Here is a 17208-nt window from a genome sequence, read left to right as displayed (position 1 = left end):
CATGCCGTCGTGTGACGGCTGCGGCATGATCGGGAACGATCATGCTCCGACACCGCCTCTAAGCGCGATGGACATGCTGTGCCGGCGTCGGCGCTCAGGGAGCCGGGATCGTGAGCAGGCTGGAGATGCTGCGACCGCGGATATCATAGACGCGGGCGAATACCACATCGTCGCGCTTGATCTCGACCAGCACGGGCGCCGCCAGACCCTTGCAGTAGAACTCGCCGAGCGTCATGGCGAAGTCGGCGCCGTTGCTGTCCCAGCCGATCGTGAAGTCGGGACCGAGCGCGACCTGGGCCGGTCTCTGCGGACCGCAGACCGCGACCTTCCATTTGCGGTCCTGCGGCGGGACCTCCTGCCGCTCGGCCAACTGCTCGCGCAGCCCATCGGAAGCCTGTTTTAGCGCGAGGCCCCAATAGTCCAGCATGAAGTAGTTGTCGGCGGTCCGCACCGTGCCGGCGATGTGGTTGAAGTGCGTGTACTGATACGGGTGCAGGCGGATCATTTCGCTGAGCGGCAGCAGCAGGCCGAACGCGAACACGGCGAGCGCGGCCGGCTGCCAGGCGCGGCGATTTTCGCCGAGCCAGTCGACTCCACGCGCGAATGCGACGCCGGCCAGCACAGTCATCGGCGGGATCACGAAGATGAAATGACGGATGCCGTTGTAGAGCGCCGGCCGCTTCACCATCGCGATGACGAGCGGCAGCATGGCCGCCAGCGTCAGCATCAGCATGATGGTCTTGCGCCGCGCCGGCACCTCCTTGCGCGACAGCGACATCAAGGCGATGACGACGGCCGCGATCAGCAGCACCAGCAGCACCTCGGGAAGCTGCAGCGCGAACAGGGTCGGCAAATAGGACCAGGGCATGTCCGGCACCGACACCAGCGCGCCGTCGAACATCTCCTTCCACGGCTTCTCGAAGAAGTGCGAGAAGTACGTCACCGCTTCCAGCGGATGGCCGGGCTCCATGATCGACCAGGGCCAGATCAGGCCCATCACGAGATAGCCGAACGCGAGCCCCGGCAGCAGCACGTAGACCACATGCGCGAAGCGGCGCAGCGCCTCACCCGTGCCCTGATTGCGGCACTCATCGATCCATAGCGGGATGAAGCCGATGGCCGCATAGATCAGCGCGAGCCCGCCGAGCACCCGGCATCCGAGCGACAGGCCGGCGCCGAAGCCGACGATCAGGACCGTGCGTGGCGAGGGAGCCGGATATTCTTCCGCCAAGCGGACGAGGCCCATGATCAGGATGATCATCGCCACGGCAAACGGCGCATCCTTCGGGTTCATGAACATATGACCGTAGAAGGTCGGACACAGCGCCAGCAGCAGGAGCGCCGCCAGTCCGGCCAGCGGACCGCCGACGCGACGTGCCAGGCGCCAAGTGACCGCGAGCCCGATCACGCCGACGATGGCGCCGACCAGCCGGCGCGTCTCAAACAGCTCCAGCGGAACGATCTTGTGCAGCAAGGCGGCCGCCATATCGAAGCCGCCGCCGTACATGTAGAGGTTGGCAAAGGACAGTGCGCCGGTGTCCTTGAAGCCGGAAGCATACATGCGCAGCAGGAGGTCGGCGTATTCGGCGTGGGTGTAGTCGTCCCAGCCCAGTCCGTAATCGCGAAAGGTGAGACCAGCGATCACGGCGACCACGCCGAGGACGAGAATGGCGAGATCGTCGCAAGTCTTTTCCACCGAGCGCCGCGCAGGCGTATCGATGGCAGACGTCGTTATGGATGACATGGCTAGCGGTACCGGCGTCCCTTTGGCCCAGTTGGCGCTTTTAGGGCCTCATTCCCCGGCGTCCATATAGCGCAGTTCCATCACCAAGTAATTGGTAATTGTGGCGTAATTTCCCGGAAGCGTTGCAATAAATTAGCAGTATTTCGTAGACAGTAGATTTACGGGAATCGTTGCCGGGAGAACCAGCGCCGATCTCGGCAGGAGCGCTATCCTGCCGGCGGTAATGAGATTTTCGGGAACTCTGTCCACAGTTGGCGGTTGGCGGTGTGGGCAATATGACGGTATCGTGGCGTTGGTGGTTACGCCGATTTTTACGCGGGCCGCCCGGGGGTTAGTTCGATGATGGTTGCTCTGTTGGTCGTCGGCGCGGGCCTTGTCCTGGCGGGCTTGGCGGCGATCGGCCTGGGAATTCCCAATAAGGAATTCAGCGTCGGCAGCACGTTGATCATGGCTGGAGTCACCGGAGTGTGCACCGGCGCCATCGTGTTGGCGATCGCCGTGGCCGTCCGGGAGCTCCAGAACATCGCCCGGCGACTGGGCACTGTTGCGGTTGGTGCGCGGTCCGAGTTCCCGCCGCCGGAGACCCCGGGCTTCCCGCGTGGCCCCGTTCCGGGGGACATTCCGTTCCAGCGCGAGCCGCAGGCCGTGCCTCCGCCGCTGGCCCGAGCAGCGGCTCCGGCCGCCTCGCCACCACCTTGGGCCGAGGAAATCGCGTCCCGTGGCACCCCTGGCGAGGTGCCGTCCGCGCCAGCCGGGGCCGCTCCGGAGGCAGCCTCGGCGCCGCCCAAGCGACGCAATTTGTTGTTTTCCTCGACCTCGCGGAAGGAGCGCGAGCGTGCCCAAGGGCGGTCCGCGGAGCCGCTGCCTCCCGATCTGTTGTCGCCGGAACTTCGCCCCAATCCCACTGCGCCCACCGAGTCCTCACCCAGCTTCGAAGATGCCTGGCCGAAGGCGGAACGGCCGCGGTCGGTCGATGTCGCCCCGCGGCGGGGAGCCCGCACGCCGTCGACGTTCGGCGAGACACAGGCCACTCCGCCATCGCCCGGCCACCCGCCTGCGCCGCAGGAACAGCCCCCGGTGACGGTGCTGAAGTCCGGTGTCGTCGACGGCATGGCCTATTCGCTCTACTCGGACGGCTCAATCGAGGCGCAGATGCCAGAGGGCATGATGCGGTTTGCCTCAATTGACGAGCTCCGGTCGCATCTGGAGCAGCGGCCTTGAGCTGAGGCCAATACTTGCGGCAAGCCCGGCTTTGAAGCCGGGGCGCGCCATTCTTGTCAGATTCCCGGTCGTTCGCTCATATTCGCAAAGTAATACGAGATTCTGCGCATGTATTGCCGCGGCCGGATACTGACCGGTCGGCGCGCCGTGCCGCGCCCTTAGAGAAAGGTTGAGCCATGTCGGAAACGTCAGGCAAGAGTCCGGTCGAACTGACGGCGAACATCGTATCGGCCTATCTCAGCAACAATCCGACGCCCGCCTCGGATATTCCCAACCTGATCAGCCAGGTCCACGCCGCGCTGCTACGCGTTGCGACGGGCCGCAACGAGACACCGCTGGAACCGGCCAAGCCGGCGGTATCGATGAAGAAGTCGATTACGCCGGAATATCTGGTGTGCCTTGAAGACGGCAAGCGCTTCAAATCGCTCAAGCGTCATTTGCGGACGCAGTACAACATGACGCCGGAGCAATATCGCGACAAATGGGGGCTGCCGGCCGACTATCCGATGGTCGCGCCGAACTACGCAGTGGCGCGTTCGCAACTCGCCAAAAAGATGGGACTGGGCCAGCAGGCGCGGAAGAAAAAGTAGGGCGCGTCGACGCGGCGTGGACCGCGGTTCCCCTACGCGGCGGACGCCAGCGCCTCGCGCGCATCATTGCGGATACGCTCGACCATTGACCGCAGGCCGTTGGAGCGCTGCGGCGTCAGGTGGTCGCGGAAGCCGAACTCATCGAACAGAGCGAGCGCATCGGTGGCCAGGATCTCTTTCGGGGTATGTCCGGAAAACAGGGTCAGCACGATCGCGACCAGGCCGCGCACGATATGGGCGTCGCTGTCGCCGAGATAGATCAGCCGTGGCTCGCCGTTGGCGTCGCGGTCGACCCGCTTCGACAGCCAGACCTGGCTGACACAGCCCTGCACCTTGTTTGCAGTCGAATACTCTTCCTTGGGCAGGGGCTCGAGCGTGCGGCCAAGCTCGATGACGTAGCGGTAACGGTCGTCCCACTCGTCGAGCAGCGAGAAATTGTCCCTGATGTCGTCGATCGTCGTCATTGCGGCCCGCGTTTCGTTCTTAGCGGGTTATATAGGAAGGCGGACCGCGAATGCGACGGAAATGGACCTGGTTCCCGGCTTAATTTGCGGTTATGGCGCCGATGGCTGGTGGAATTCGATGGCCTGATCGTCCGCCGTCAGGGTGTCGCGGGATGCGGCGACGGCCGTGGCGCCGTCCGTATCGTCTCGGTCGATCGAGCCGGTGTGGTCGGGAGCCTTCTTGTCGGTAATGATCTGGTACAGCTTGCGCGCTCCGTCGGTCGCGCGCTGGCCGATCGCGGTCGCGGCCTGACCGCCGACCTCGCAGGCCGCGGGTTGACGTTTGCAGAACTGGCCCATGTCGCTGATGGTTGCAGTCGCTGCCGATACCGCGTCCGATGCGCTGATCTGCGGCGTATTGTCCGATTCAGGTGTTTTGTCCCTTGGCAGGAGCACGAGCACCAGCCCGAGCCAGAATGCCAAGCGCAACAGGAAAAACATGGCGCGACCCCGGTCTGTCTTGTCTTTTGCTTCACATGCGGTCGATGCCGCATTTGGCTCACACGTAGCATCGCTCGATAAATCGGAAGTGTTTGCATTGAGGTAAACTCGCCGAAAATCGCCCTGATTTGATTCGGCGTAAATTTTCGATTGATGATGTCCAGCGGTACCGGATGCACGGCATCGGCCGCGTCCACCATTTCGAAACCATAGATCGTCAGGTCCGGAAACCTGCCGTTCACCATCCCTGACAAATGCGCGGTGAATAGCGCGGCAAAGCTTCGCGAATGCATGGCGTTTGGTGGCGGGGCGCCTCGCCTTAGCGTTCGCTTAAGTTCGCTCTGACACGTTGACCTGCAATCACCAAGGAGGCGTTCCGGCGCGTCTGTCTGACGATCGAGCCGAAGCGCGAGTGCTGTGAGTGTAGTGAGTCTGATCCGCGATTGCCTCGATGCGCTGCTGCATCCGTCGGCGCAGTATGACGCGCTGACGCGTGCGCGCCATCGCGCCTTCATGGCGCCGCGGCTGCTCGGCAGCCTGGCTGCGCTCGCGTCCTTTCCAGCCTTCCTTGCGATGCGCGGTGCACCCACCGCGATCGAGGTCGCTGCTTTCGCTTGGCTGATTGCGCCGATCCTGCTCTCGTGGTTCCTGTCGCGCACCGGCCGCTACGAGGGCGCGCATGTGCTGTCGTCGCTGGCGCTGGCCGGTCTCGTGATGATGATCGCGGCGACCACCGGCGGAATCGCGTCCTTCGCGGCCGTATGGCTCGTCGTCATTCCGATCGAGGCGGCGCTGTCGGCGTCGCGGCGCGTGGTAGCCTTTGCATTTGCGCTGGCGATGACCTGTGCGGCGTTGCTGAGCGCCCTCGGATACTATCACATGCTGCCGGCTGCCGAGCCCGCGATTGCGGCGAACAGCATGCTGGGCGGGTTCGGTGTCGTATCAGCGATATTCTACGCAGCCGGGCTTGCCTTTGGCGCGGAGTCATTGGCGCGCACCAGTGTGTCGCTGCTCTACGTCGAGGAAGAGCGCTATCGGCTGCTGGCGCACAACATGAGTGACGTGCTGTCGCGGCACAGCCGCAACGGTGCGGTGCGCTTCATTTCGCCCGCGGCCGAAATCATGCTCGGCGTGACGGCGCCGCGGCTGTTGGGCCATGGTCTGTTCGATCGCGTTCACGTCGCGGATCGCCCCGCCTATCTCACGGCACTTTCGGATGCCGCGCGCGGCGGCGCGTCGTGCAGCGTCGAGTTCCGGCTGCGCCGCGACGCCGCCGGAGGACAGACCGCCGCGGCCGACTTCATCTGGGTCGAGATGCGTTGCCGTCCGCTTGATCAAGGCTCCGGCGAGGCCGAGGTCGTCGCCGTGATCCGCGACATCACCGACCGCAAGGCGCAGGAGCAAGCCCTCGAGCTGGCACGCACCGCCGCCGAGCAGGCGGACGCGTCGAAGACGCGCTTCCTGGCCACCATGAGCCACGAACTGCGGACGCCTCTTAACGCCATCATCGGCTTCTCCGAGATGATCGCGCAGGAAGATGCCCTGGGGCTCGACGCGCCACGCCGCAAGGAATACGCCCAACTCATCCACGACTCCGGCCAGCACTTGTTGTCGGTCGTCAACGGCATTCTCGACATGTCGAAGATGGAGTCCGGCAATTTCGAGATTTCTCCCGAGCCGTTTCTCCCGCGGCCGGCGCTGGTCAGTTGCTGCAACCTGGTGGCGCTGAAGGCACGCGAGAACGGCGTCGATCTCGTGACCCGCGTCCCCGATGATTTGCCGGTCATGAACGGCGATCCGCGCGCGTTCAAGCAGATCGTGCTCAACCTCGTCTCTAATGCCATCAAATTCACCGAGCGCGGCGGCAGGGTGACGGTATCGGCTGCGGTCGAGGGATCGCGGCTGCTGCTGCGTGTCTCGGACACCGGTGTCGGCATTGCCGCCGACGACCTCAAGCGGATCGGCGATCCGTTCTTCCAGGCCGGCAAGACCTATCAGCGGCGGCACGAGGGCACGGGCCTTGGCCTTTCGATCGTCAAGGGGTTGGTCGGCCTGCATCACGGCGCACTGAGCGTGGAGAGCAAGGTCGGCGAGGGCACCACGGTATCGATCGTGCTGCCGCTCGCGTTCACGCCGGCTGCAGCCTCCGAACCATCCAGCAATGTTTCACCCCTGAAGCCCGCGCTGCGATCCGGACTACAAGAGCAAGCCCATCAGGTGAAGAAAAGTGCCTAGAAAGACTTTGGACGATGATGAAGCGCCGCGCCGTCGCCGCGGTGCCAAGGCAGTGGCGATCGAGGCCGAGGAGGAACGTGGCCTCGTCCTGCGCATGCTGCTGCACAGTCCGAAGGACATGGTCGCGGGCGTGCTGGCAACGGCCGTCATTGTTGCGATCCTGATCAATGCCCTGTTCCTGCAGGCCGGTCGTCATCCGTCGCCGATGTTTGGCGGTTCGGTCGTGACGCTTCCGCCGCCGCCGCCGGTCGCCGCCGCGGCCAGCCCGCTGCCGCGTCCGCGCCCGGCTGAAGCTGTCGCACGCTCGGCCGAGCCCGCCGCCGTGGAGCCGTCCAAGCCGGTCGAAGCGAAACCGGTGGAGACGCGGCCCGCTGAAACCAGACCCGCCGAGCCAAAACCTGCTGAAGCCAAGCCGGTTGAAGCGAAGGCGTCCGACCCCATGACCAGTCTGGTGCTGAAGTCGACCGCCGCGCCACCGGCCGCCGCGCCGTCCAACGTCATTCGACCGCCGGCACCGATCCCGACCTCGCACTTGAGCCCCGCCGGAAAGCGCATCGCAGCGGTGCAGCGGACGCTGACCGAATATGGCTATGGCCAGCTCAAGCCGACCGGCACCATCGGCGCGGACACCCAGACGGCGATCGCGAAGTTCGAGCGTGCGCGTAGGCTCCCGGTGACCGGACAAATGTCCGATCGATTGGTGCATGAGCTCTCTGCGATGATCGGTCACCCGATCGAATGATTCCGCCGCTCAGCCGATGTCCCCGAGCAGGACGTCTCTGACCTCGTCGGAGAACAGCTTCTTGCGGCCCCCGATCAACACCCATTCCGGATCGTCACCATCCGGAGCGGCACGAGGCATGCCGTGGTCGAGCAGGGCCTGGGCGCAGCCGGCCCAATCGCCACCTCCGACCGGCCCGTTGCAGGACGCCCAGGACAGCGTGCCGGACGCGTTATCGCCGAAGCCGTGCTGCTCCGTCCATTGTGCGCCGTGCTCGAGCAGGAGCCGCGTCAAGCCGGCATTGCCGCGGAACACCGCGTGATTGAGCGCGGACGCATCCCAGTCACCGCCGCGCACCGCAATGGGCCAGCCGAGCTCGACCATCAACCGCACGCCAACGTCGTCACCGGCAGCGGCGAGCTCGGGCAGCAAGCGCAACTGTTGCGCCGAGAGTGAGTGCGGAAGGTCGGGGCGTTCGGCCTGAATCCGCCGTGCCTCGCTCTCGTTGCCGCTGGCGCACGCGGCGACGAACCGCTCGTCATCGGGCACCGGCTCGGCGCCGATCCGTTCTCGCAGAAGTTCGGCGACGTCGGTCAACCCGAATTGCAGCGCGAACCTGTAGGCGCCGAGACCGTCGGCGGTTGTGGTCCGCGGATTGGCTCCGGCGTCGAGCAAGATCGCGATGCACCGGGGCGAGCGCCGCCGGCGGATAGCCCACATCAGCGGCGAGCCGTAATCGGTCAGCGGCGCGTTGCGCGCAGGCTCATTCGGGTCGCCGCCGTGCCGGAGCAGCAATTCGAGCGCGGCGACGTTCTCGTCGTCGAGCACCTTGTACATCGCGTTGGTGCCCTCGATGCGCGCGCCATGCTCGAGCAGCGCGCCGGTCGTCACGAAGCTTTCCAGCGAGTGATACAGCGACTCGTTATCGTTCGGATCGGCGCCGGCCTCGAGCAGCATCCGCGTCAGAGCCAGATCGTGATTGCGTCCGGCTGCACCGTACAGCGCCGACAAGGGAAAGCGGTCGTCCGGTTCGCTGAGCGATGCCGGCGGCCAGCGACTGGCGATGTGCTGATCGGGGTCAGCGCCGGCCTGCAGCAGGAGGCGCGCACAGCGATGCAGGCGCGCGCGGAAGGCCGGAATCTGCAGCAGGCTGGAATGCGTGACGGCGACAAGTGGCGGCAGCTTCAACGGTCCGCCCGGCCGATTGACCCAACCGGGATCGTTGGTCGTTGCCTGGCGCACGGCAGCTTCGTTGCCGATGGCACAGGCCAGATAAGGATCGCCCGCGGCCAGATCGGGGTCTTCAGCAAGCAGCCTCGCAGCGACGCGTGGATTGGCGCGATTGGTCGTCCCATCAACATCCCCCGCATAGACGAGCTGGAGCCAGCGCAGCACGCGATCGGGTTTGCTCTTGCCGGGAGGTGATTGCGCCTCGACGTAACGCCGTACATCCAACCATGAGACGAAACCAAGGTCACGCGCCACGCAGGACTGCGCGTCGTGGAGCCGCAGATTGAGCGCAGCGATGTCGTCGTCGCTGGGCCCGGCGGCCGCCGGAAGCGCATGCCGAAAGCGGGCGAAAGCCTCCGGCGCCCGTCGCCGGTAGAGCCGTATCAGCTCTTTGGCCTGCTTCTTCAGATGTTCGAGATTCAATCGCGCGGGCGATCGGTCCATGGAAAACCTCCGTGCATGGATCGCCGATGGTCCACAAAACCGGCTGCACAAAGGCTCGATGTGCCGCTTGATAGCTGCAAGTGGGTTCAACCCTTCCCGTGGACCCGGGTGCGGCTTGCACCGCGACGACAAGGATATGGACGCTCCCCGTAACGGTCAACCCGCGGGCTTGCTCGACATCACGATTGCACGGGGCCGCGCCGCTGGCCTATAGGTCGGCGGATGCGATTGAAAACCAGCATTTGGGTGGCCGCCTATCTGCGCCGCTGCCAGACCGAGGGCGTCTTCGGCGCGATCCGCAAGAAGGGCGCCGAGGAGGCCGGCGCCGTCTTCGTCAAGGTGGCGCTGATGGATGGCAATGCGATGCTTTATGCGCCGGCGCCGCAGACGGTCTATGACGACAGCCGCCCGGTCGAGCGTCTGTTTGTTCCGATCGCGCCGCAGCCGTTGCCCGAGCCGTCGGTCGAGCAGCGGCTGGTCAAGGAGGTCCGCTTCGATCCCGACGCCTGGATCGTCGAGACCGAGGACCCGACCGGGCGCCACTTCCTCGATCTTGCGAGAAGCTAGCTTTTGGATTTCTGGTTGCGAATGGGCGGCGCGCTGCCGGGCTGCACGGCCGGCCGTGTCAGCGACGACGCCGGACGCGTGCGATGCAGTTCATCGTCGTAGAGCGAGGAGCGATATTTGGCGCGCGCCACCGCCATGGTCGAGCCGCGCCATGCCGCCAGCATCACCAGTGCAGAGCGTTCGCTCAGGCGATCGTAGAGCCGCGACAGGCGATAGACATAGTTGACCGATGAACCCGCTTCGGGGTTGAGGAACATCAGGATCCGCTGGAACGCCGCGCTCGACACGTCGAGCGCCCGCATAGCACAGGCGAGCGGCTCGCCGCCGGGATCGTTCACCACCTGCGCGGCGATCCGTGACGGCAGGATCAACGCCTCGCCGAGCTCCAGCGTGAAGTTGTCGATGTCCTCGGCGAATGCCGCCATCTCCAGGATATGGATCGCGCGGGCGGCGCGGGCGGCGGGAATCTGCGCCGCCGCCTTCAGCGGCGTGTCCTGCAGATTGTGCAGGATCCGCGCGCGCTCGCTGGCGCTGGCGGCAAAGAATGTGTCCGAGATTTCGGCGGCATCGTTCGGCCGCATCGACAGGCTCGCCGCCATCCGCAGCTCCGCCTCCGTTGGGATCCGGGCCGTCGGCGCAGGAGGCGCGGGAGCGGGAATGGGAGAAGCGACCGGCGTTGGCTGGCCGGGATCGGCACGGCGCAGTCCAAGCTTGTCGAGGATCCTGGCGGGCGTTCCTGGATAGATCGCGAGGCGCGCGCGGACGGCAGCGCGGGTCGCGTCGTCGACCTCATCGATCAGCCGCGACGTCAGCTCGACGAATTGCTGCTCCTCGTCGGCGGAGTGGGCGCTTGCCTGCACGTAGAGGTCAGTCAGCACGCGCAGCAAGGTGGGGCGGATATCGACACCCTCGCGACGGGAGAGCGTCATCAGCCCATCAAAGCCGGGAAATAGTGGAGCAGCGCTCATCTCGGGCGTTACGCGACGTCGGTATCGGTTCGAGCTTGGAAAGCCTTGTGCAGGCGAGCTTACGCGGGCTGCTTTAAGAGGCAGTTAAGGAAAATAAGTCGTGAAGGCGAACGCTACAATTTGCGCGTGTCGAATAAGGCACAGCGCCACATCCGTAACCGCCCGCATCCGCAGATTAAGATGTCATTAACCATGCGTGCTCTTAATTCAGGGCGCAGGGCAAATCATGTCCATGCGGGGGCCAGAGAGAACGGAACATGGGCACCATCATTGAGTTTCCGGCGGATGCGACTGCGCGGCGGCCGAGCATGATGGACGGCGCTGCAAGCGAAGGCGTAGGAAAGGTCCTGATCCTTCCGGTCGTTCGGATCGAGCGAGGCGCCGAGCAAACCGGCGGCGATCGCGGACCCGAACAAGGGACTGCACCGGGCCGCCGTCGCCGCCGGCGTTCCTGATTGCGGACATCGCGCGATGCCGGAGCTTGCGCAACTGATTGGCGGCCGACGGGCGTTCCCGGCGTTGATAGTGCTGTTGGCGGGCACAGCCCTCTGCGGCTGCAGTGGCGGTGATTTCGGACGCACCCGCGCAGACTTCCGCAACGACGATATGCACCGCTGGCTCGGCGCCGAGGCGACCGGCAGCGTCGGCATGCGCGCCTCCCAGTTCCAGCTCACCGAGAATGAACGCCAACTGCGCGATCTCGCCTATCAGTTCATCGAGGCGCCGCTGTCGCGCCCGGCCTGGAAGAGCGTGTTTGGCGACTACCAGCGCCTGCCGTCGCCATGGCGGCAGAGGGTGGTGTTTGACCGCACGGCTTATGGGCGCAATCTGATCGACGAGCCGCATCGCTCGTTTGCATCGCGCTATTCGCTGCTGATCGATGACGTCCGCGACGACATCACGCGCTTCGAGCCGTTCTTCGCCACCGCGGGTCAGGTCATCGACCTCGACCGCAAGCGCAACGCCAGCCTCAACATGATCGCGGACGTGTCGCCGCGCGAGCGCGCCGACGCCGTCGCGCGGATGGAAGAGAACGCGCTGATCGTGCAATGGGTCCAGCAAAGCCTGGAGCGGCGCATCTCGTCCTATCGCTGGGCGCTGGAGCGGCTGGTGATCCAGGCGCCCGACGGCATGGCGGCGGACGCCGACCGCCAGATTGGCGAACTCGCCCGGCTCGCGGCCACTTCGCCGGTCGTCTCGCCGCCGGTCATCGGCCGCGCCGTGGTGTCGAAGGGTTAGGCTTGCTCGCCTTCGACCTTGCGCGGGCGCTGTTCGCGTGCTGCCGCGGCAGCCTCGCAATGAATTCCTTCAGCGCATCGGACGGCGGGCGGGCCGCCGGATAGGCGAGCCCGACCTGTCGCGTCACATCGATCTCGATCGCGCGCACCGCGACATCGGGATTGCCGCGCGCCACCCCTTCGGGGACGATCGCAACGCCGACGCCGGCGGCAACCAGCGCCATCGCCCAATCCTCCGATTCCGCGATCGCCACCGGGGCGCGCGGCGGCGAGGCGCGCTTGAAGAATTCCTGCTGCTCGCAATGACAGCGATCGATCATCGGGACGCCGGCGAAGTCGGCGGTCCGCAGCGTCTCCTTCAAGGTGAGTGGATGCGACGGCGGCAGCGCCGCGACGTAACGCTCGCTCCAGAGCGGGATGAAGTGCTCGCCGGCGCCGACCATGCTCTTCGAGACGATCCGCGCGTCGGCCTTCTCGTTGGCGCCGACCAGGCGTAGCGCGAGGTCGGCGTTGCCGGTCAGCGGCTTCAGCAGCGCAATCGTGCGCGCCTGATCGAGCGTCCGCAACAGCCCGAGCGTCAGCGCCTTCCGTATCGCGGGCTTGCGAAACAGGTTTCGCGCTGCGTCCGCCTCGTCGATGATCCTGCGGGCGACGGCATGGAATTGCGCGGCGGATTCCGTCGGCGCCATGCCCTTCTTGTGCCGGATGAACAGCGTGGTGCCGAGCTCGGTCTCGAGATTGGTGATCGCCGCCGAGATCGACGGCTGCGAGATGAAGCAGCGCTTCGCTGCGGCAGTGAGGTTGCGCTCGCGGTAGACCGCCGCGAAATAGCGCAGCTCGCGGATATCCATAGACCGGTCCTATCGAATAGATCGGAAGACAATATTTTACCTATGTCAAAACCCATGGCAAGCCGTGCGCTCGTTTCAGCGGAGGGCTCAGCATGCGCATCCATCATCTCAACACCGGCACCATGTGTCCGATCGGACAGCGGCTTGTGAACGGCACTGGCGGCCTGTTCCAGCGCGGGCGGATGGTCTGTCACTGCCTGCTCGTCGAGAGCAATGACGGGCTCGTGCTGGTCGATACCGGCATCGGGCTCGACGACATCGCAGACCCCTCGCGGCTCGGCCGCAAGTGGGTGCGGCAGACCACGCCGCGGCTCGATCCAGCGGAGACTGCGGCGCGGCAGGTCAAGGCGCTCGGCTTTTCGCCTGATGACGTGCGGCATCTCTTGCTGACGCATCTCGATCGCGATCATGCGGGCGGGGTGGCGGACTTCCCGAAGGCCAGGGTTCACGTCCATCGCAAGGAATACGAGATGGCGGTGACGCGGCAGGTTGCGCCGCCGGCCGGTCGCTACGTCCCGGCGCAGTGGCGGCACGGGCCGCACTGGGCGCTCCATGACGACGGCGGCGAGAACTGGTTCGGCTTCGCCGGCGTCCGTGCGCTCGGCGCACGCGAGCCCGACATCCTCATGATCCCGTTGCCGGGCCACACGCTCGGCCATTGCGCGATCGCGGTGCGCGACGGCGGCAGGTGGCTGCTTCACGCCGGCGACGCCTATTTCCATCATGCCCAGCTCGATGCCAGACCGCGGATCCCGCTCGTGCTCGGCATGTTCCAGCGCCGCGTCGATATGGATCGCGCCGCCCGCGTCCAGAACCAGGAGCGGCTACGGGCGCTGAAGGCAGCCCATGGCGAGACCGTCACCATCGTCAACAGCCACGACCCCGTCGACTACGACGCCTGCCGCTGCGGCCGGCACGCCGCTGCGGCCGCTGCCTAGCGCTTGCGCGCTGGGGATGGAGCCGGAGCGGGCGTTGGCGCATCCTGCTTTGCCGCCGTCGGCTCGGATTGCACCTTGCACTTCGCGGCGGCCAGCGAGGCCTGCGCCTGCGGCATCAGGCCAGGCTCCGGCGCCAGCGCCTTCAGCAGGATCAGCCCGGTGGTGGTCGGCGAGTCGATGATCAGCCGGTCGGCGGAGGTGATCTCCTCGTCCTCGGGCAGGTCTTCGTGCTGCGCTTCCGTCATCAGGTCGAGCTCGATCACCTTCTTGCCGGCGGAGCGGTCGTTGATGGCATAATAGGCGATCTCCTGGCGGGTGTAGAACGACACCGACGTATAGGCCTGGCTCACCGGCACCGTGAGCTTGATCGGTCCGGTCGACAGATCGTAGCGGCAGATCGCCATCGCGAAGGCCGGGTCCATCAACGGCATCGGCGAGTTGCCGGGATCGGCCAGCGGGAGCTGCGTCACCTCGTTGAGCTTGGTCATCGGCGTCAGCCGCGAATAGGCGTCCTGCGAGGCTATGCTCGGCAGCGCCAGCACGCTGACGAGATGCACCACGCCGCCCAGCAGCACGCCCGCGATGATGGTGAACAGCAGCCGGATCATGGGCAGCCCGTCGTTGCTATTGCCGGCAGCGGCGCGTCACGCTGCGTGCGGGTCGCTACCCCGACCGGCGTGTCATAGAGGCGGAGCATCAGCGCGTAGCGCTCGATGCCGCCGGTCGGCAGCCAGTTGCCGGCTCGCGCGCGCGAGGCGATGTGGATCTCGAACGTGCCGTCGGAGGCACGGATGATCTCCTGGCTGGTGAAGCCGTAGCGCTGCAGCGCGTTGGCGACGAGATGGCCCTTGCGGTCGAACAGCGTCAGTGTCCAGAACCGCGCCGCCGGCGTCACGCCGCTGACGACGACGTCGCAGCGGCCGTCGAGCGGCTTGTTCTTGTCGTCGGTTGTGGCGGTGAACGCGATGCCGTCACCGGTGCCGACCGGAAGCTCGCCGCTGCGCGCGATCGTCGCCCGCGAATAGGGGTCGACGTCGGACGTGCCGTTCTTCGGCCGCGCGGTCCAGGCGCCGATTTTCAAGGTGCCGAGATCAGTGCCGCGGGTCGCGGTCATGTAGGTCAGGCCGAGCCCGACGGCGGTGGCGATCAACAGCGCCAGCAGGGTGGAGAAGAGCAGCCGCACGTCAATTCTTGCTTGGCACGGTCGCCGTCGTGCCGTCCGCCCCGGCCGTGGCGACGTAGTTTTCGGGGAAGGCCAGCGCGCTGGAGGAGCCCGGCTTGGCGGTGCCGTTGGAGGGCTCGTTCAGCGTGGTCTTGCCAATGGTCTTGGCGGCTTCATCGAGCTCCTTCTCGACCCGGACCAGGACATCCGCGCCGCGCTTGGTCAGCACCGGCGGCGGGCCCGGCCTGGTCTCCAGCACTTTCGGAGCCGCATTCGCCGCGACGTTGGCCGGTTGCGGCAGCTTCTGGCCCATGCCGACGCCGATCAGCTCTTTCACTTCGACGCCTTGATGCGCGGCCACCATGATGTCGTGCCAGGTCTGTGCCGGCAGCGAGCCGCCGGTCATGCGGTTGGTCGGCGAATAGTCATCGTTGCCGAACCAGACCGCGCAGGTGAAGTTGCCGGTGTAGCCGACGAACCAGGCATCGCGATAGGCGTTGGTGGTGCCGGTCTTGCCCGCGGTCGGAATGCCGTCGAGCGCGGCGCGGCGCGCGGTGCCTTCGCTGACCACGTGGCTCATCATGCCCGCCATGTCGGCGGCGATGTTCGGCGGAATCGCCTGGCGCGGCTTCGGGCCGTCGCGGTCCCAGCGCCAGACGAGGTCGCCGGCGCCGGTGCGGACCTCGAGGACGGCATGCGGCGTCACGGCCTTGCCCCGGTTCGGGAAGGTCGCATAGGCGACGGCATGTTCGAGCACGGTGACTTCGTCGGAGCCGATCGGCAGCGACGGCGTGTCGGGCAGCGGCGCCGTGAGGCCGAAGCGCCGTGCGACTTCGACGATCTTGGCGCGGCCGGCCTTCGGCCCTTGCTTGCCGCCGAGCAGGATCGAGAGCTTCACCGGGATGACGTTGATCGAGCGAGTGATCGCCTGCGTCAGCGTTACCGAGCCGGAATAGGAGTGGCCATAGTTCTGCGGGCACCAGTTGCCGATGCAGACCGGGCCGTCGACGATCTTCGAGTTCGGCGTGAAGCCGTTCAGCAGCGCCGTGGTGTAGACGTAAGGCTTGAACGACGAGCCGGGTTGCCGATAGGCGTCGACGGCGCGGTTGAACTGGCTCGCGCCGTAGTCGCGCCCGCCGACCATGGCGCGAATACCGCCGTCGAGGTCGGACACGACGGTCGCCGCCTGCGTGGCGTGATAATCGCGGCCGAACTGGCGCAGCTCGTTTTCGATGGCTTCTTCGGCCGCGTGCTGCACGTTCATATCGATCGCAGTGCGCACCACGAAGACGCGTTCGGTGTAGGATTTCGGGAAGGTGTCGACGAGCTTGCGCATTTCGTCGAAGGCGTAGTCGAGATAGTAGTTCGGCGAGTTCTCGTCGCGGCGGTCGACCGCCACCGCCGGATTGCGGCGGGCGCCGAACACCTGGCCCTCGGTCATGAAGCCGGCATCGACGAGGTTGTCGAGCACGACGTTGGCGCGGGCGCGCGCAGCCGGCAGGTTGATGTGCGGGGCGTATTTGGTCGGTGCCTTGAACAGGCCGGCGAGCATCGCGGCTTCCGCGAGGTTCACGTCGCGCACCGACTTGTTGAAGTAGAAATGCGCCGCGCCGTCGACGCCGAAGGTGCCGCCACCCATGTAGGCGCGATCGAGATACAGCTTGAGGATCTCGTTCTTGCTGAGACGCGTCTCCAGCCAGATCGCAAGGAAGGCTTCCTTCACCTTGCGTTCTATGGTGCGCTCGTTGTTCAGGAACAGGTTCTTGGCGAGTTGCTGGGTGATCGACGAACCGCCCTGGCGGACGCCGCCTGCCTGCGCGTTGGTGACAAGCGCGCGCGCAAGGCCAGGCACGTCGATGCCGAAATGATCATAGAAGCGGCGGTCCTCGGTCGCGAGCGTCGCCTTGATCAGGTTGTCCGGAAAGTCCTCCAGCGGGATCGAGTCATTGTGCTTGATCCCGCGGCTGCCGATCGGGTTGCCGTAACGGTCGAGGAAAGTCACGGCGAGGTCGGATTTCTTCAGCCAGTCCTCATCGGCGGTCTCGCGGAAGGCAGGGATCGCGAGCGTCAGCATCAAGACCATGCCGGCGAGCCCGATGGTCGCGGCCTCCGATAGCGGCTCGATGAATACCCAGCGCTTCCAGCGACCGACATAGAAGCGGTCCATGAAGGTGGAATAGCGCTCGTAGAGTTCGCGCAGCCCCTTGCCCGACGAGAACAAGGTCGAGTCGATGCGCGCATCGAGGTCGAGGAAGAAGTTCCGGACCTTCTGCTTCCAATGCGGCGGTAGGATCTGGCGCACCGTGGCCCTTGATCAGTTCGACAGCGCTGCAAGCGCCCCACGCGGGCACCAAC

The 17208-nt window shown here is 65.8% G+C and carries 17 protein-coding genes; 8 read left to right on the top strand and 9 right to left on the bottom strand.

Annotated elements, in window-relative coordinates; all coding sequences use genetic code 11:
* Window positions 1–94: 94 nt before the first annotated feature.
* On the bottom strand, window positions 95–1744 hold the full coding sequence (locus tag P6U25_RS24765) for a glycosyltransferase family 39 protein (protein ID WP_407147380.1): 1650 nt from the start codon (window positions 1742–1744) through the stop codon (window positions 95–97).
* Between the two features lie 339 nt (window positions 1745–2083).
* On the opposite strand from P6U25_RS24765, the gene P6U25_RS24760 reads away from it, so the two are divergent.
* Both P6U25_RS24760 and P6U25_RS24755 read left to right on the top strand, forming a co-directional pair.
* Window positions 2084–2965 (top strand): DUF308 domain-containing protein, encoded by an 882-nt coding sequence (locus P6U25_RS24760; protein ID WP_407147379.1) that lies wholly within the window; start codon window positions 2084–2086, stop codon window positions 2963–2965.
* A 176-nt stretch (window positions 2966–3141) separates the two neighbouring features.
* A complete protein-coding gene (locus P6U25_RS24755) occupies window positions 3142–3555 on the top strand; it encodes a MucR family transcriptional regulator (protein ID WP_407147378.1) in 414 nt (137 codons plus the stop codon).
* Between the two features lie 32 nt (window positions 3556–3587).
* Here P6U25_RS24755 and P6U25_RS24750 read toward each other — a convergent pair whose 3' ends face one another.
* A complete protein-coding gene (locus P6U25_RS24750; RefSeq protein ID WP_407147377.1) occupies window positions 3588–4019 on the bottom strand; it encodes a SufE family protein in 432 nt (143 codons plus the stop codon).
* A gap of 90 nt (window positions 4020–4109) precedes the next feature.
* Window positions 4110–4499: a DUF5330 domain-containing protein gene (locus P6U25_RS24745; protein ID WP_407147376.1), complete on the bottom strand. Its 390-nt coding sequence runs from the start codon at window positions 4497–4499 to the stop codon at window positions 4110–4112.
* A 426-nt stretch (window positions 4500–4925) separates the two neighbouring features.
* On the opposite strand from P6U25_RS24745, the gene P6U25_RS24740 reads away from it, so the two are divergent.
* Both P6U25_RS24740 and P6U25_RS24735 read left to right on the top strand, forming a co-directional pair.
* Complete coding sequence (locus tag P6U25_RS24740) at window positions 4926–6734, top strand: PAS domain-containing sensor histidine kinase (protein ID WP_407152603.1); 1809 nt, start codon at window positions 4926–4928, stop codon at window positions 6732–6734.
* Window positions 6727–7476, top strand: coding sequence for a peptidoglycan-binding protein (locus tag P6U25_RS24735; RefSeq protein ID WP_407147375.1), 750 nt, complete (start codon window positions 6727–6729; stop codon window positions 7474–7476). The genes P6U25_RS24740 and P6U25_RS24735 overlap by 8 nt, the downstream gene beginning before the upstream one ends.
* A 9-nt stretch (window positions 7477–7485) precedes the next feature.
* Here the strand turns inward: P6U25_RS24735 and P6U25_RS24730 are convergent, their stop codons facing one another.
* Entirely contained in the window at window positions 7486–9129 is a 1644-nt protein-coding gene (locus tag P6U25_RS24730; protein WP_407147374.1) for a hypothetical protein, read from the bottom strand.
* A 222-nt stretch (window positions 9130–9351) separates the two neighbouring features.
* On the opposite strand from P6U25_RS24730, the gene P6U25_RS24725 reads away from it, so the two are divergent.
* Window positions 9352–9696, top strand: a complete 345-nt coding sequence (locus P6U25_RS24725; protein WP_407147373.1) for a DUF1491 family protein — start codon at window positions 9352–9354, stop codon at window positions 9694–9696.
* On the opposite strand, the gene P6U25_RS24720 is transcribed toward P6U25_RS24725, so the two are convergent.
* Complete coding sequence (locus P6U25_RS24720) at window positions 9693–10625, bottom strand: DUF2336 domain-containing protein (RefSeq protein WP_407147372.1); 933 nt, start codon at window positions 10623–10625, stop codon at window positions 9693–9695. The two genes, P6U25_RS24725 and P6U25_RS24720, sit on opposite strands and share 4 nt — an antisense overlap.
* Before the next feature lie 296 nt (window positions 10626–10921).
* Here P6U25_RS24720 and P6U25_RS24715 point away from each other — a divergent pair, with 296 nt between their 5' ends.
* Entirely contained in the window at window positions 10922–11119 is a 198-nt protein-coding gene (locus P6U25_RS24715; protein WP_407147371.1) for a hypothetical protein, read from the top strand.
* Window positions 11120–11135: 16 nt separating this feature from the next.
* Window positions 11136–11903, top strand: coding sequence for a hypothetical protein (locus P6U25_RS24710; RefSeq protein WP_407147370.1), 768 nt, complete (start codon window positions 11136–11138; stop codon window positions 11901–11903).
* Here the strand turns inward: P6U25_RS24710 and P6U25_RS24705 are convergent.
* Window positions 11872–12753, bottom strand: coding sequence for a LysR family transcriptional regulator (locus P6U25_RS24705; protein ID WP_407147369.1), 882 nt, complete (start codon window positions 12751–12753; stop codon window positions 11872–11874). The genes P6U25_RS24710 and P6U25_RS24705 overlap by 32 nt on opposite strands.
* Window positions 12754–12845: 92 nt before the next feature.
* On the opposite strand from P6U25_RS24705, the gene P6U25_RS24700 reads away from it, so the two are divergent.
* Window positions 12846–13691 carry an MBL fold metallo-hydrolase gene (locus P6U25_RS24700; protein WP_407147368.1) on the top strand — a complete coding sequence of 282 codons (846 nt, stop codon included), beginning with the start codon at window positions 12846–12848 and terminating at the stop codon, window positions 13689–13691.
* On the opposite strand, the gene P6U25_RS24695 is transcribed toward P6U25_RS24700, so the two are convergent.
* From P6U25_RS24695 to P6U25_RS24685, 3 genes are read right to left on the bottom strand one after another with little or no spacing between them, the layout of a single operon-like run.
* Window positions 13688–14299, bottom strand: coding sequence for a DUF1254 domain-containing protein (locus P6U25_RS24695; protein WP_407147367.1), 612 nt, complete (start codon window positions 14297–14299; stop codon window positions 13688–13690). The two genes, P6U25_RS24700 and P6U25_RS24695, sit on opposite strands and share 4 nt — an antisense overlap.
* Window positions 14296–14874 (bottom strand): DUF1214 domain-containing protein, encoded by a 579-nt coding sequence (locus P6U25_RS24690; RefSeq protein WP_407147366.1) that lies wholly within the window; start codon window positions 14872–14874, stop codon window positions 14296–14298. The genes P6U25_RS24695 and P6U25_RS24690 overlap by 4 nt, the downstream gene beginning before the upstream one ends.
* Before the next feature lies 1 nt (window position 14875).
* A complete protein-coding gene (locus P6U25_RS24685) occupies window positions 14876–17155 on the bottom strand; it encodes a transglycosylase domain-containing protein (RefSeq protein ID WP_407147365.1) in 2280 nt (759 codons plus the stop codon).
* Window positions 17156–17208: the final 53 nt, after the last annotated feature.

Source organism: Bradyrhizobium sp. ORS 86 (assembly GCF_045571475.1).
Taxonomy (GTDB): domain Bacteria; phylum Pseudomonadota; class Alphaproteobacteria; order Rhizobiales; family Xanthobacteraceae; genus Bradyrhizobium.
Note: the sequence above shows the minus strand (reverse complement) of the source record. Positions and strands in the feature narration are given on the sequence as shown.

Excerpts from the sequence above, each read along its gene's own strand:
- P6U25_RS24730 (WP_407147374.1), bottom strand. The coding sequence starts at position 9,129 with ATGGACCGATCGCCCGCGCGATTGAATCTCGAACATCTGAAGAAGCAG.
- P6U25_RS24745 (WP_407147376.1), bottom strand. The coding sequence starts at position 4,499 with ATGTTTTTCCTGTTGCGCTTGGCATTCTGGCTCGGGCTGGTGCTCGTG.
- P6U25_RS24710 (WP_407147370.1), top strand. The coding sequence starts at position 11,136 with ATGCCGGAGCTTGCGCAACTGATTGGCGGCCGACGGGCGTTCCCGGCG.
- P6U25_RS24705 (WP_407147369.1), bottom strand. The coding sequence starts at position 12,753 with ATGGATATCCGCGAGCTGCGCTATTTCGCGGCGGTCTACCGCGAGCGC.
- P6U25_RS24760 (WP_407147379.1), top strand. The coding sequence starts at position 2,084 with ATGATGGTTGCTCTGTTGGTCGTCGGCGCGGGCCTTGTCCTGGCGGGC.
- P6U25_RS24715 (WP_407147371.1), top strand. The coding sequence starts at position 10,922 with ATGGGCACCATCATTGAGTTTCCGGCGGATGCGACTGCGCGGCGGCCG.
- P6U25_RS24695 (WP_407147367.1), bottom strand. The coding sequence starts at position 14,299 with ATGATCCGGCTGCTGTTCACCATCATCGCGGGCGTGCTGCTGGGCGGC.
- P6U25_RS24700 (WP_407147368.1), top strand. The coding sequence starts at position 12,846 with ATGCGCATCCATCATCTCAACACCGGCACCATGTGTCCGATCGGACAG.
- P6U25_RS24755 (WP_407147378.1), top strand. The coding sequence starts at position 3,142 with ATGTCGGAAACGTCAGGCAAGAGTCCGGTCGAACTGACGGCGAACATC.
- P6U25_RS24765 (WP_407147380.1), bottom strand. The coding sequence starts at position 1,744 with ATGTCATCCATAACGACGTCTGCCATCGATACGCCTGCGCGGCGCTCG.
- P6U25_RS24720 (WP_407147372.1), bottom strand. The coding sequence starts at position 10,625 with ATGACGCTCTCCCGTCGCGAGGGTGTCGATATCCGCCCCACCTTGCTG.
- P6U25_RS24725 (WP_407147373.1), top strand. The coding sequence starts at position 9,352 with ATGCGATTGAAAACCAGCATTTGGGTGGCCGCCTATCTGCGCCGCTGC.
- P6U25_RS24750 (WP_407147377.1), bottom strand. The coding sequence starts at position 4,019 with ATGACGACGATCGACGACATCAGGGACAATTTCTCGCTGCTCGACGAG.